The 13,374-nt window shown below is 63.4% G+C and carries 12 protein-coding genes; 9 read left to right on the top strand and 3 right to left on the bottom strand.

Annotated elements, in window-relative coordinates; translation table 11 throughout:
* On the bottom strand, positions 1-692 hold a 692-nt coding region (locus AC04SG_RS32120), incomplete at its 3' end, for a glutamine--fructose-6-phosphate aminotransferase (protein WP_488554296.1).
* A 215-nt stretch (positions 693-907) separates the two neighbouring features.
* Between AC04SG_RS32120 and AC04SG_RS32125 the strand changes: the two genes are divergently transcribed.
* Positions 908-1,270: an ADP-ribosylation/crystallin J1 gene (locus tag AC04SG_RS32125; RefSeq protein WP_488554297.1), complete on the top strand. Its 363-nt coding sequence runs from the start codon at positions 908-910 to the stop codon at positions 1,268-1,270.
* 3 nt (positions 1,271-1,273) lie between these two features.
* On the opposite strand, the gene glmU is transcribed toward AC04SG_RS32125, so the two are convergent.
* Positions 1,274-2,644 (bottom strand): bifunctional UDP-N-acetylglucosamine diphosphorylase/glucosamine-1-phosphate N-acetyltransferase GlmU, encoded by a 1,371-nt coding sequence (gene glmU, locus AC04SG_RS32130; RefSeq protein WP_488554298.1) that lies wholly within the window; start codon positions 2,642-2,644, stop codon positions 1,274-1,276.
* Positions 2,645-2,978: 334 nt separating this feature from the next.
* On the opposite strand from glmU, the gene AC04SG_RS32135 reads away from it, so the two are divergent.
* Complete coding sequence (locus tag AC04SG_RS32135; RefSeq protein WP_352557565.1) at positions 2,979-3,428, top strand: universal stress protein; 450 nt, start codon at positions 2,979-2,981, stop codon at positions 3,426-3,428.
* 39 nt (positions 3,429-3,467) lie between these two features.
* Here the strand turns inward: AC04SG_RS32135 and AC04SG_RS32140 are convergent, their stop codons facing one another.
* A complete protein-coding gene (locus AC04SG_RS32140; protein ID WP_488554299.1) occupies positions 3,468-4,217 on the bottom strand; it encodes a cytochrome c biogenesis CcdA family protein in 750 nt (249 codons plus the stop codon).
* A gap of 218 nt (positions 4,218-4,435) precedes the next feature.
* Between AC04SG_RS32140 and AC04SG_RS32145 the strand changes: the two genes are divergently transcribed.
* From AC04SG_RS32145 to AC04SG_RS32175, 7 genes are all read left to right on the top strand, one after another.
* Positions 4,436-4,813, top strand: a complete 378-nt coding sequence (locus tag AC04SG_RS32145) for a COG4315 family predicted lipoprotein (protein WP_203279417.1) — start codon at positions 4,436-4,438, stop codon at positions 4,811-4,813.
* A 332-nt stretch (positions 4,814-5,145) separates the two neighbouring features.
* Entirely contained in the window at positions 5,146-7,782 is a 2,637-nt protein-coding gene (gene topA, locus AC04SG_RS32150) for a type I DNA topoisomerase (protein WP_488554300.1), read from the top strand.
* Positions 7,783-7,786: 4 nt separating this feature from the next.
* Positions 7,787-10,093 (top strand): ribonuclease R, encoded by a 2,307-nt coding sequence (gene rnr, locus AC04SG_RS32155; protein WP_488554301.1) that lies wholly within the window; start codon positions 7,787-7,789, stop codon positions 10,091-10,093.
* 18 nt (positions 10,094-10,111) lie between these two features.
* Entirely contained in the window at positions 10,112-10,564 is a 453-nt protein-coding gene (locus AC04SG_RS32160) for a DUF983 domain-containing protein (protein ID WP_488554304.1), read from the top strand.
* An 86-nt stretch (positions 10,565-10,650) separates the two neighbouring features.
* Complete coding sequence (locus AC04SG_RS32165) at positions 10,651-11,391, top strand: NUDIX hydrolase (RefSeq protein WP_488554302.1); 741 nt, start codon at positions 10,651-10,653, stop codon at positions 11,389-11,391.
* 38 nt (positions 11,392-11,429) lie between these two features.
* Positions 11,430-12,608, top strand: coding sequence for an MFS transporter (locus AC04SG_RS32170; RefSeq protein WP_488554303.1), 1,179 nt, complete (start codon positions 11,430-11,432; stop codon positions 12,606-12,608).
* A 113-nt stretch (positions 12,609-12,721) separates the two neighbouring features.
* Positions 12,722-13,180 carry a YqfO family protein gene (locus AC04SG_RS32175; RefSeq protein WP_142864983.1) on the top strand — a complete coding sequence of 153 codons (459 nt, stop codon included), beginning with the start codon at positions 12,722-12,724 and terminating at the stop codon, positions 13,178-13,180.
* The last annotated feature ends 194 nt before the right edge of the window (positions 13,181-13,374 follow it).

Genomic DNA, 13,374 nt, shown 5'->3' on the forward strand with positions numbered 1-13,374 from the left:
CGATCGACCTTTTTGCCGTCGATGTCGAAGATGGTGACGCCCTCGCGGCGCACCACCGCCCAGTCGCCGTCTTCGAGATAGGTGATCGAATTGGTGAACGGCGCGAGCGCGATGGCGTCGGAGCCCAAAAACATCTCGCCATCGCCATGGCCGACGGCCAGAGGCGGGCCGTTGCGGGCGCCAACGATCAGGTCCTCGTCGCCCGTGAACATGATGGCTAGCGCAAAGGCGCCTTCCAGCCGCTTCAGCGCCCGGTGCGCGGCCTCGACCGGCTTCAGCCCTTTGGCCAGTTCCCGCGCCACCAGATGCGCCACGACCTCGGTGTCGGTCTGCGACGAGAAGACGTAGCCATCGTGCATCAGTTCGTCACGCAGTTCGGCGAAATTCTCGATGATGCCGTTGTGGACGATGGCGACGCCGTCGGAAAAATGCGGGTGCGCATTGGTCTCGTTGGGCACGCCGTGCGTCGCCCAGCGCGTGTGACCGATGCCGATTGTGCCGTCGAGCGGCTCGTCCTTCAGCCGCCGTTCGAGGTTGATGAGCTTGCCTTCGGCGCGCCGGCGCCCGAGCGCGCCTTTCTCGACGGTGGCGACGCCGGCCGAGTCATAGCCGCGATACTCCAGCCGTTTCAAAGCATCGACGATGAGCGGCGCAACCTGGTGCTGGCCGACAATTCCGACGATACCGCACATGCGCCTGCCCCCCGAGTCCCGATGGAAAACCAGCGCTATCTAGGGATTGCCGGCCCGCCGCGAAAGTCACTTTGCGTTTCGTCCCATGTCATCAGGGACGTTTCTCAACCTGATGCACCATGACACACCGCTCTTGCAATCCGGTTACTGCAATCGCTCGATTTTTCAGGCGTCTGGTTCTCGTTTTCGCAATATCTGGCTAAGGTCCGGCCATGATGAGCCAAGCCACCGTCACACTCTGGCGTCCTGTCGGACCGAAGGAACTGGAATTGATCAAGGCGTCAGGGATGCGGGAATTCCCCCCGCGCCTGCCCGATCAGCCGATCTTCTATCCCGTCTTGACCGAGGCCTATGCGACGCAGATTGCCCGCGACTGGAACGTGCCGGCCAGCGGCTCCGGCTTCGTCACCCGCTTCGACGTGCTGAAAAGCTTTCTCGACCGCTACCGGGTGGAACATGCCGGCAGCAGGGCACATCTCGAATACTGGATTCCGGCCGAAGACCTCGCCGATTTCAACAAGGCGATCGTCGGCCGGATCGAGGTGACGGCCAGCTTCGGCAAGGTTGCTACCGACTGACCGCTAGTGGTCGGCAGCCGCTTTCTTTTTCGCCGCAGCCGAAGCAAAGCGCTCGCGCAATTCCTTGCCCTTGCCGGGGATCATCTTCTGGCGGGCGCGGCCAAAAGCCAGCGCATCGTCGGGCACGCTTTCGGTGATCACGCTTCCCGAGGCGATGTAGCCGCCTTTGCCGATGGTCACCGGCGCCACCAGCGACGAGTTTGAGCCGATGAAGGCGCCCTCGCCGATATCGGTGAAGAATTTCGAGTAGCCATCATAGTTGCAGGTGATGGTGCCGGCGCCGATATTGGCGCCCGCACCCACTCGTGCGTCGCCGATATAGGTCAGATGGTTGACCTTGGCGCCTTCCTCGATAACCGCCTGCTTCACCTCGCAGAAATTGCCGACCTTGGCCTTTTGCCGAAGATCGGCACCGGGCCTGAGCCGCGCGAACGGCCCGACGTCACATTTGGAAGCAATGGTTGCGCCCTCGATGTGACTGAAGGCGTGGATTTTCGCGCCGCCAGCGATCTTCACGCCCGGGCCGAACCAGACATTGGGTTCGACGATGCTGTCGGCGCCGATTTCCGTGTCATGCGAGAAATACACGCTTTCGGGCGCAATCAGCGTAACGCCGGAAAGCATAACCTCGTGCCGCCGACGCTGTTGCCAGATGCCTTCTGCCTGCGCCAGCTCGGCCCGATTGTTGATGCCGAGCGCGCTCTCGAAGCTGGCTTCGGTGGCAACGACGTCGAGGCCTTTCGCGCCGGCGATCTCGACGATGTCGGTCAGATAATACTCGTCCTTGGCGTTCTTGTTTCCGACCCGGTCGAGCAGATCGAGCGCATGCTTGCCGGCCACCGCCATCATGCCGGCATTGCAAAAGCCGATCTTTTTCTCCTCGGCGCTGCAATCCTTCTCCTCGCGGATGGCGTTGAGCTTGCCGCCTGTTTCGATCAGCCGGCCATAGCCGGTCGGGTTGGGCGGACGGAACCCTATCACCACTACAGCGGCTCCTTCGGCCAGCTTTTGCCGCGCGTTCGCGAGCGCCTCGGCCTCGATCAGCGGCGTGTCGCCGAACATCACGAGAATATCGTCATAACCCTTTGATATCGCATCGCGCGCGGCCAGCACGGCATGCGCGGTGCCCAAGCGCTTCTCCTGCATGAAGGTCTCGGCGTGGGGCGCGAATTTCGCCGCCGCCTTGCGCATCTCATCGGCGCCATGGCCGATCACCAACGCCTGGTTTGCAGCACCGGCGGCTTCCGCCGCCTTCACCACATGCGCGACCATCGGAAGCCCGGCGATCTGGTGCAACACCTTCGGCAGCGCGCTCTTCATGCGCGTGCCTTCGCCGGCGGCGAGGATGACGGACAGGCAGGATCTCTGGCTCATGGAAGGACAACCGTATGAAAGGGATCAGGAATCGCAGAGTGGTAGCATCTCGCGCCATGCTGCACCAATGCGGTTAAATTCCGGTGAGACCATAGAGCAGCTGACTCTTAATCAGCGGGTCCACAGTTCAATCCTGTGCGCACCCACCAATTTTTCCAAAGGCTTGGTGGAAATTCGGGAATGAACCAAAAAATGGTGCAACCACATGGCAACCCGACGACTAGGAACTGCCAGTTACTTAGGGGGTGAGCAAGCTACGATCCGCACGAATGATGTGGCATAATTGGCTGTTGCCCGACTTTGGGGACATTGCATTCGATCCGTGTGGCACAAGATGTATCATCATATCCTGATCCCCACCGATGGCTCGGAAAGATCCGAGAATGCCGTTGCGCACGGCGTCGGCCTCGCCGCGGCCCTGAACGCACAAGTAACTATTCTTACGGTGGAAGCCCCGCTGCATTCGGTCGCATCCGACCCCACGCCAGTCGTCGAGATCCCTGGGGCGGCCGAATTCATTCATAAGTTCTTGCATGGAAAGGCGGAGGAGTACCTCGCTTCCGCCGCAGCCGTCGCGGCAGCCAGTCAGGTGTCCTTCGAGACTGTCCACATCAAGCATGAGCATTGCTTCGCAGCTATCATCGAAACGGCTGAAGCCAGGGGCTGCGATCTCATCGTCATGTCATCACATAGGCGAAGTGGGATATCGGCAGTGCTGCTTGGAAGCGTAACGCTCAAGGTGCTGACGCACAGCAACATCCCTGTGCTTGTTCACCGTTCGTAGAGTTGGTCGCGTGTTGCCGTGTGCCAACTCCCTGAGCACCTATCCCAGCCGTCCCAGCACCGGGAAATTCTCCAACAGCCAGTAGGATACGGTCTGCACCCCGCCGGTGAGAAAGAACACGCCGGCGACGACCAGCAGCGCGCCGATCGCCTTTTCGACACGGCCGAGATGGACGCGGAATTTGCCGAGGAAACGCATGAAGGCGCCGGAAAACAGCGCCGCGATCAGGAACGGGATGCCGAGGCCGAGCGAATAGGCGGCAAGTAGCAAGGCGCCCTCGCCCACCGTCTCGCGGCCGCCGGCCAAGGTCAGGATCGGCCCCAGCACCGGGCCGATGCAGGGCGTCCAGCCGAAGGCGAAGGCCAGCCCCATGACATAGGCGGCGACCATGCTGGCCGGCTTGCCCTGCGACTGGAAGCGCGCCTCGCGCGACAGGAGCGGAATGCGCAATATGCCGAGGAAGTTCAGCCCCATCAGGATGATGAGCACGCCGGCGGCCATCGCCAGCGGCTCCTGCCAGACGCGCAGCCAATGGCCGATGGTCGAGGCGCCGGCGCCGAGTGCCACGAAGACCGTGGAGAAGCCGAGAACGAAGGCGATCGAGGAATAGATGAGCGCGCCGCGTGCGCCGGCCTTGGCCGTAACACCGACATTGTCCCCGCGAAAGTCGTCGACCGACACGCCGGCCATGTAGCAGAGGTAGGGCGGCACCAGCGGCAGCACGCAAGGCGACAGGAACGAAATCGCCCCTGCTCCGACCGCGCTGACATAGCCGATGTCCAATGCCATCCCGAAACTCCAGATTCGCTGGCGCCGATATAGCGATGCAAAACTATGTTCGCCAATCACCATCGTGTGGCATTTGGCTACAGGTACGGCTCGGCCGGAGGAATTGTTACCGGCCCATCGTCAGATGACCAAGCCAGGGAAGAAACGCTCCTCGCCAAGCGTTCACAGAGCGAAGCCGCGATTTCTGCGCGCTTCTTCGGATACCCAGGGAGATTTCCATGAAAACGATCACTGTTGGCCTGGCCGCGCTTTTGCTCAGCACCGCTGCATCCTTCGCCGCCGAAGCCTGGAAGGAAGCCGAAGTCAACGGCACCAAGATCTACACCGATGCCAACGGCATGACGCTCTATACCTACGACAAGGACGAGAAGGGCAAGAGCAATTGCTACGATAAATGCGCCACCAACTGGCCGCCGCTGAAGGCCGAGGCCGGCGCCAAGGCGGACGACGAATGGACCATCGTCGACCGCACCGACGGCACCAAGATGTGGGCCTATGACGGCAAGCCGGTCTACACCTTCATCAAGGACAAGAAGGCCGGCGACACGACCGGCGACGGCGTCGGCGAAGTCTGGCACATCGTCAAGGCCGACTGATCTTCGAACCTCTATCCCCGCCGATCGGCGGGGCCCAACTGGCTGCCGGCTCCAAGCGACCCGGTGGCCAGTTTCGTTTTTCGGCAGCTCGAAGGACGGACCGGCCGCAGCTTCTGAGTCGTTTGTTCAAGACTTGACGCCCAAACCGGACGTCCCCGAATTCTGTGATTTTCTCCATACACTCTTAGAGTGTATTGCGTCCGACGTGCCGGCAATTTGGCCGCCTCCCCTTGACCGGATGCAAAAGCGCGGCCATGTGAGCGACAAATAGAACGAGATTTCGTCGCGCGCAGCGGAATCCTTCTGCCGCACCACAGCTGATATGAGAACTCATGGACGTCGTCGTCGTCGAATCGCCGGCCAAGGCAAAGACAATCAACAAATACCTCGGCAAGAACTATAAGGTTCTGGCCTCGTTCGGCCACGTCCGCGATCTGCCGGCCAAGGATGGCTCGGTGCGTCCGGACGAAGATTTCGCCATGTCCTGGGCGGTCGATACCGCGTCGGGCAAGCGCCTCGCCGACATCGCCAAGGCGGTCAAGGATGCCGATGGCCTGATCCTCGCCACCGATCCGGATCGCGAGGGCGAAGCCATTTCCTGGCATGTGCTGGAAGTGTTGAAGCAGAAGCGCGCGCTGAAGGACAAGCCGGTCAGCCGCGTCGTCTTCAACGCCATCACCAAATCGTCGGTGCTGGAAGCGATGGCCAATCCGCGCCAGATCGATGGGCCGCTGGTCGATGCCTATCTCGCCCGCCGTGCGCTCGACTATCTCGTCGGCTTCACACTGTCGCCGGTGCTGTGGCGCAAATTGCCGGGCGCTCGCTCGGCCGGCCGTGTCCAGTCGGTGGCGCTGCGTCTGGTCTGCGACCGCGAATCCGAAATCGAGCGCTTCATTCGCGAGGAATACTGGCAGATCGCCGCTCTGCTGGGCACGCCGCGCAACGAGAATTTCGAGGCGCGGCTGACCGCTTTCGAGCGCAAGAAGCTGCAGAAGCTCGATATCGCCAACAAGGCGCAGGCCGACGACATCAAGGGCATGCTCGAGGGCGCAACCTTCAAGGCGCTGTCGGTGGAAGCCAAGCCGACCCGGCGCAATCCCGGCCCGCCCTTCACCACCTCGACGCTGCAGCAGGCGGCATCCTCTGGCCTCGGCTTTTCGGCCACGCGCGCCATGCAGGTGGCACAGCGGCTTTATGAAGGCATGGAGATCGGCGGCGAGACCACCGGCCTGATCACCTATATGCGAACCGACGGCGTGCAGATGGCGCCCGAGGCGATCGATGCCGCACGTGACGCCATCGCCAAGGAATTCGGCCCCAAATATCTGCCGGAAAAGCCGCGTCAGTACACGACCAAGGCCAAGAACGCCCAGGAAGCGCACGAGGCGATCCGCCCGACCGATTTCATGCGCACCCCGGCTTCGGTCAGGCAGTATCTCGATTCCGATCAGCTGCGGCTTTACGAGCTGATCTGGAAGCGCGCCATCGCCAGCCAGATGCAGTCGGCCGAGATCGAGCGCACCACGGTCGAAATCGAGGCGGTCAACGGCGCGCGTACGGCGGAGCTTCGCGCCGTCGGTTCGGTCGTCCGCTTCGACGGCTTCATTGCCGCCTACACCGACCAGAAGGACGATGACGCGGAGGACGAGGAAAACCGCCGCCTGCCCGAGATTCGCGCCGGCGAGCAGCTTGCGCGCCAGGCCATCAACGCCACCCAGCACACCACCGAGCCGCCGCCGCGCTATTCCGAGGCGTCGCTGATCAAGAAGCTGGAAGAGCTCGGCATAGGCAGGCCGTCGACCTACACCGCGATCCTGAAGACGCTGGAAGACCGCGACTACGTCACCATCGACAAGCGCCGGCTGGTGCCGCAGGCCAAGGGCCGCCTGCTGTCGGCGTTCCTTGAAAGCTTCTTCGAGCGCTATGTCGAATATGACTTCACGGCCTCGCTGGAGGAAAAGCTCGACGAGATTTCCGACGGCAAGCTCGCCTGGAAGGACGTGCTGCGCGACTTCTGGAAGGATTTTTCCGGCGCGGTCGCTGACATCAAGGAACTGCGCGTCACCGACGTGCTCGACGCGCTGAACGAGGAACTGGCGCCGCTGGTGTTCCCCGCCCGCGAAGACGGTTCCAATCCGCGCATCTGCCCGAAATGCGGCACCGGCAATCTGTCGCTGAAGCTCGGCAAGTTCGGCGCCTTCGTCGGCTGCTCGAACTATCCGGAATGCTCGTTCACCCGCCAGCTCGGCGACGCCGCCAACCCGAATGGCGAGAATGGCGGCGGCGAGGACGGCACCAAGGTGCTGGGCAAGGACCCCTACACATCAGAGGAAATCACGCTGCGCTCAGGCCGCTTCGGCCCCTATATCCAGCGCGGCGACGGCAAGGAAGCCAAGCGCTCCAGCCTGCCCAAGGGCTGGACGCCGGATACAATCGACCATGAGAAGGCGCTCGCTTTGCTCTCTTTGCCGCGCGATGTCGGCAAGCATCCGGAGTCGGGCAAGATGATCTCGGCCGGGCTCGGCCGCTACGGTCCGTTCGTGCTGCATGACGGCACCTATGCCAATGTCGACAGCATCGAGGACGTGTTCTCGATCGGCCTCAACCGCGCCGTATCGGTGATTGCCGAGAAGCAGTTGAAAGGCAAAGGCGGCCGCAATGGCGGCACTGCCGCGGCACTCAAGGAACTGGGCGACCATCCCGATGGCGGCGGCAAGATCGTCGTGCGCGACGGCAAATACGGGCCTTATGTTAATTACGGCAAGGTCAATGCGACGTTGCCCAAGGGCAAGGATCCGCAGTCGGTGACCGTCGAGGATGCATTGGCGCTGATCGCCGAGAAGGAAGCCAAGGGCGGCGGCGGCAAGAAGCCATTCCGCAAGGCGGCAGCGGCCAAGGCGCCTGCAGCCAAGAAAATCACAGCCAAGAAGTCGGCGACCAAGAAGCCGGCGCCGAAGAAAAAGGGATAGCAGCGTGGCGCGCAGGATCACCGGTAGAAGCCACGGCGATCCGCGCACCGCCGACACCAGGGCTAAGGTCAAGGATGACTACCGGCCCTCGCGTGACGAAATCCTGCGCTACATTGCCGAAAATCCCGACCGCGCGGGAAAGCGCGACATCGCCAAGGCGTTCGCGCTGCGCGGCGACGACCGCATCTGGCTGAAGGACATTCTGCGCGACCTGCAGGACGAAGGCGTGCTGACCAAGGAGCGCAAGCGGCTGGCCCGTGTCGGCGCCCTGCCGCATGTCGCCATACTCGACATTTTTGGCCGCGACGGCGACGGCATCTTGCTGGCGCATCCAGCCGAGGCCGTGGGCCCGGGCGAACCGCCCGTCGTCTCGATCCGCGTCTCGCGCGGCGGCAACGGCCCGGCGCCAGGCATTGGTGACCGCGTGCTGGCCAAAACCTTCCCGACCGATGAGCCGACCGGCCCCGCCTATACCGGCCGCGTGATGAAGATTTTCGAGAAGCGGACCGATGCCGTGCTCGGCGTCTTCCGCATCCTTAAGGACGGCACTTTCCGCATCGAGCCGGTGGAACGGCGCCAACCCGAGCTGATCGTCGACAAGGAATTCCAGAACGGCGCCAGGAACGGCGACCTGGTCGAGGTCGAACCAGCGCGCGCGTCCCGCTACGGCCTGCCGCGCGCAAAAGTGCTGGCGGTGCTGGGCTCGCTGACCAGTGAAAAGGCGGTCTCGATGATCGCCATCCATGCCCATGACATTCCGCATATTTTCCCGGCCGACGTCATCGCCGAATCCGAAGCGGTCAAGCCGGCGACGCTTGCTCACCGCGAGGACTGGCGCGACCTGCCGCTGGTCACCATAGACCCAGCCGACGCCAAGGACCATGACGATGCGGTGTTCGCCACGCCGGACCTCGACGAGAAGAACCCGGGCGGCGTGATTGCCACCGTGGCGATCGCCGATGTGGCGGCCTATGTCCGCTATGGCACCGCACTCGACCGCGAGGCGCTGAAGCGCGGCAATTCGGTCTATTTCCCCGACCGCGTCGTGCCGATGCTGCCCGAGCGCATCTCCAACGACCTCTGTTCGCTGCGCGAAGGCCAGGACCGTCCGGCGCTGGCCGTGCGCATGACCTTCTCGGCCGATGGCCGCAAGCTGCGCCATACCTTCCACCGCGTCATGATGAAGTCGGCGGCCAAGCTCGCCTACCCGCAGGCGCAGGCGGCGATAGACGGCGTGACCGACGACAAGACCGGCCCGATCCTCGATACGGTGCTGAAGCCGCTGTGGGACGCCTACGCCATCCTCAAGCGCGGCCGTGACGGCCGCCAGCCGCTGGAGCTCGAGTTGCCGGAGCGCAAGATACTGCTCAAGCCGGACGGCACCGTCGACCGCGTCATCGTCCCGGAACGGCTCGACGCCCACAAGCTGATCGAAGAGTTCATGATCCAGGCCAATGTCGCCGCGGCTGAGACGCTGGAGGCGAAGAAGCAGGCGCTGGCCTACCGCGTGCATGACGCGCCATCACTGGCCAAGCAGGAATCGCTGCGCGAGTTCCTGCAGACGCTCGGCCTGTCGCTGGCGCGCGGCGCACAGATGCGGCCCGCCCAGTTCAACGGCATCCTCGAGCGCGTGCGTGGCGCCGACAATGAAGGGCTGGTCAACGAAGTGGTGCTGCGCTCGCAGAGCCAGGCCGAATACTCGCCCAAGAACATCGGCCATTTCGGCCTCAACCTGAGGCGCTACGCGCACTTCACCTCGCCGATCCGCCGCTATGCCGATCTGATCGTGCATCGTGGACTGATTGCCGCACTCGGGCTTGGCCCGGGCGGCTTGACGCAGGATGAGGAGGCGCGGCTGGAAGACGTGGCGGTGCTGATCTCCGGTACCGAGCGTCGCGCCATGGCGGCGGAGCGCGACACGGTCGACCGGCTGATCGCTGCCTATCTCGCCGAGCGCATCGATGACTGCTTCGACGCGCGCATCTCCGGCGTCACGAAGGCAGGACTATTTGTCCAATTGCCGCAGTTTGGCGCGGATGGTTTCATCCCGGTGTCAAGTCTGAACGGCGATTACTATATATACGACGAAACCGCGCGATCGCTGTTCGGAGAACGCACCGGCAAGGGTTATCAGCTTGCCGACCGCGTCGAGGTTCGCCTGATCGAGGTGGCGCCGATGGCTGGCGCGATGCGGTTCGAAATGCTGACCGACCCGAAGCCCCTGCCCGGCTCCAAGAGGTCGTTTCACAAGGCAAAAGGCCGCGCCCGCGCGTCGCAATCGCGCCCGGGGTCGCGCGGCAGGAGGCGGTAAATGCCGAAAGAATTAGGGATGGCAAGCGAGCTGGGGATCCAGGAACAGGTTTTCGGCGGTGAACATCATTCGGGCCGGGTCGCCCGCCCGCTATGGGCGGCGATGAAGCGTGGCGCGCTTGGCCGCTGCCCGCATTGCGGCGAAGGCAAACTGTTTGCCGGCTTCACCAAGAGCGTCGACAAATGCAATGTCTGCGGCGAGGAGCTTTACCATCACCGCGCCGACGACCTGCCCGCCTATCTCGTCATCGTCATTGTCGGCCACATCGTTCTCGGCGCCTTTATGGCTGTCGAGGCGACCTCGACGCTCTCCATGTGGCAGCACATCGCCATCTGGGTACCGCTGACCATCGCGCTGTCGGTCGCTCTGCTGCAACCGATCAAGGGCGCCGTCATCGGACTGCAATGGGCGCTCTATATGCACGGCTTCGGCGGCGAAAAGGACGCGACAGAGCCACGTCCCGGAACCTGACAAGCATCGGGCAATGTCGCCTGGCGCAACATGCCGACCGTGAAAGGCTACTTTCGTTTGCCAAAAGTTTCCGCTAGGTCCTGCGCATGGAAGGTATGACCAAGGCGGAAGTCGACAGGATGGAGCGGGGCACAATCGCCCATAGCGGCCAGCCGATGCGTCCCCGCGACGCCGCGACCCTGATCCTGCTGGAACGCCAGGGCGACGATGTGCTGGTGCTGATGGGCCGGCGCCATGCCGGCCACGCTTTCATGCCCGGCAAATTCGTCTTTCCCGGCGGCCGCACCGATCCGGCCGACAGCCGCATTGCCGTTGCCACAGCGCTTCATCCCGAGGAAGAAGCCAAGCTCACCGCCAGCGTAGGCCGCATCAGCCGGTCGCGGGCCCGCGCCATCGCGCTCTCGGCCATCCGCGAGACCTATGAGGAAGCCGGCCTGCTCATCGGCCGCAAGGCCGCTTTCGCAACGGACAAACGCGACTGGCAGGGCTTTGTCGACCACGGCGTCCAGCCTTCGTTGGCGCCGCTTCGCTTCGTCGCCCGCGCCATCACCCCGCCCAATCGCGTGCGTCGTTTCGACACAAGGTTCTTCAGCGCCTGGCGCAGCGACGTCGCCCTCGAGCTGCCGGGTGGCGGTCCGACCAATGAGCTGGAAGAACTGGTCTGGTTGCCGCTTGCCAAGGCGAGAGAGGCCGATATCCCCGACATCACCCGGACGATCCTGCAGGAGCTGGAAAAGCGGCTTGCCGACGATCCGCTGCTGCGCCCCGGTGGCTCCGCGCCGTTCTACCGGCTTGTCCGCAACCGCTTCGTTCGCGAAATTCTTTAGCCCCCGAAATTTACTAGCATCGAGTAATTAGGCATCCCATGACGGTCGATACCCAGCAAGAGGGCGACGAACGCGTACACTGGCTACCGATGGTGGCTGCGATCTCGTCCATCAGCGTCGTCGGCATCGCCATCGGCCTCGGCATGCCGCTGCTCAGCGTCATTCTGGAGACGCGCGGCCATTCGGCTTCGATGATCGGCCTCAACACGGCGGTCGCCGGTCTCGCCTCGATCGCCGGCGCCCCGCTCGCCACGCCGCTGGCGATGCGCTTCGGCGTCGCCTGGACGATGGTTGGCATGATCGTCGCCGGCGCTCTCGCCTTTGTCGGTTTCCATTTCGCCCCGGACTTCTGGATGTGGTTCCCGCTGCGCATCGTCCTGCACATCGCGCTCACGGTGCTGTTCATCCTGTCGGAATTCTGGATCAGCACATCGGCGCCGCCCCGTCGGCGTGGCCTGGTGCTCGGCATCTACGCCACCGTGCTGTCGCTCGGCTTTGCCGCTGGGCCGTGGATCTTCGCTCATATCGGCAGCACCGGCTTCAGGCCGTTCGGGGTCATCATCGTCCTAGTGGCACTGGCCGCGATACCGGTGCTGGCCGCGCGCAACGAAAGCCCCACCATTGTGGTCGACGGCGAGACCAGCCACTTCCTGCGCTACATCTGGCTGGTACCCACGGCGACTGCCGCCGTGCTCGTGTTCGGCGCCGTCGAGACCGGCGGCTTTGCGCTGTTCCCGGTCTATGGCAACCGCATCGGCTATTCCGAAGCGGATGCAGCCCTTCTCCTCACCATGATCGGTCTCGGCAACGTGTTGCTGCAGATTCCGATCGGCATGATCAGCGACCGCGTCAGCGACCGCCGCTATCTGCTTTTGGCTTGCGCCGCGGTCGGGCTTGCCGGCACCGTCTTCATGCCGTTCTTCGCTCAGAATTGGCACCTGATGGCGGCGCTTCTGTTCGTCTGGGGCGGTGTGGTGGCCGCCATGTACACGATCGGCCTTGCCCATCTCGGCTCCCAGCTTTCCGGCCATGAACTGGCCTCGGCCAACGCCGCCTTCGTGCTCTGCTACGGTGTCGGCATGGTGCTCGGCCCGCAAGCCATCGGCATCGGCATGGATGCGTTCGGCCCATCCGGATTTGGCTGGTCGCTCGGCCTGTTCTTCGGTGCTTACATCGCCCTGGTCAGCGTCAGGCTGATCCGCAAGCTCCTGTTGTAGCCCGCTGCGGCAAGCCCTTTCCCACAACGCAAAGACATGGCTGCTGACAGCACCGTGTCAGGAGGCCTCAGCTAAAAGGGTGTCCCAAAACACCCGAGTTTGAGGATACTGCGATGATCGACAGCGGCTTTGAAACCACATCGTTACGCATGACGCTCCTGCTGCTTGTCAGCTTCCAGGCCCCGGCAGCCGATGTCGACCGCATCATGGACGCCGTGGTCGCGATCGCCCCGCTCGCCATGGGCAAATACGATCGTAACGCCTATCAAACAGCCCACGGCATCGAACGCTACAGGCCACTTGAAGGTGCTGCCGCCGGCGCCGAAACCGAATTGCGCCGCCGCCCCGGCACGGTCGAGGTGTCGTTCGAACTGCCCGATGACCAGATGCTCGCCGCCCGCGTCGTCGAGGCGATTTTCCAGGCGCATTCCTATCAGGAGCCGGTGATCCGCATCCAGCCGATCCTCGCCAGCCGCTCCAAGGGCCTGGACGACCGCGCCAATCCGAATCGCTGGTGGAACACCACCGGCGACTGGAAGAAAGCGGCAGCGCCGATACCGCAAAGCGCGTGATTTCAAGCCAAAGGGCGGCTTGCCTGGGACACAGCTGGTGCGCCGGGCTGTCGATAGCTAATCAAGTTGTCCGGTTTGGTAGCACATCATTTGTCCGCTTCTGTTTTGCGTCGAAGCGGTTCACGCGGCTTGCCTGATGGGGCAAGTTTCCTCGATTGCGGCGCCATCAGGCCTGTATCGCGCAATGCGGCGCG

The organism is Mesorhizobium sp. CNPSo 4684, assembly GCF_057784315.1.

Excerpts from the sequence above, each read along its gene's own strand:
- AC04SG_RS32125 (WP_488554297.1), top strand. The coding sequence starts at position 908 with ATGAGCCAAGCCACCGTCACACTCTGGCGTCCTGTCGGACCGAAGGAA.
- glmU (WP_488554298.1), bottom strand. The coding sequence starts at position 2,644 with ATGAGCCAGAGATCCTGCCTGTCCGTCATCCTCGCCGCCGGCGAAGGC.
- AC04SG_RS32135 (WP_352557565.1), top strand. The coding sequence starts at position 2,979 with ATGTATCATCATATCCTGATCCCCACCGATGGCTCGGAAAGATCCGAG.
- AC04SG_RS32140 (WP_488554299.1), bottom strand. The coding sequence starts at position 4,217 with ATGGCATTGGACATCGGCTATGTCAGCGCGGTCGGAGCAGGGGCGATT.
- AC04SG_RS32145 (WP_203279417.1), top strand. The coding sequence starts at position 4,436 with ATGAAAACGATCACTGTTGGCCTGGCCGCGCTTTTGCTCAGCACCGCT.
- topA (WP_488554300.1), top strand. The coding sequence starts at position 5,146 with ATGGACGTCGTCGTCGTCGAATCGCCGGCCAAGGCAAAGACAATCAAC.
- AC04SG_RS32160 (WP_488554304.1), top strand. The coding sequence starts at position 10,112 with ATGGCAAGCGAGCTGGGGATCCAGGAACAGGTTTTCGGCGGTGAACAT.
- AC04SG_RS32165 (WP_488554302.1), top strand. The coding sequence starts at position 10,651 with ATGGAAGGTATGACCAAGGCGGAAGTCGACAGGATGGAGCGGGGCACA.
- AC04SG_RS32170 (WP_488554303.1), top strand. The coding sequence starts at position 11,430 with ATGACGGTCGATACCCAGCAAGAGGGCGACGAACGCGTACACTGGCTA.
- AC04SG_RS32175 (WP_142864983.1), top strand. The coding sequence starts at position 12,722 with ATGATCGACAGCGGCTTTGAAACCACATCGTTACGCATGACGCTCCTG.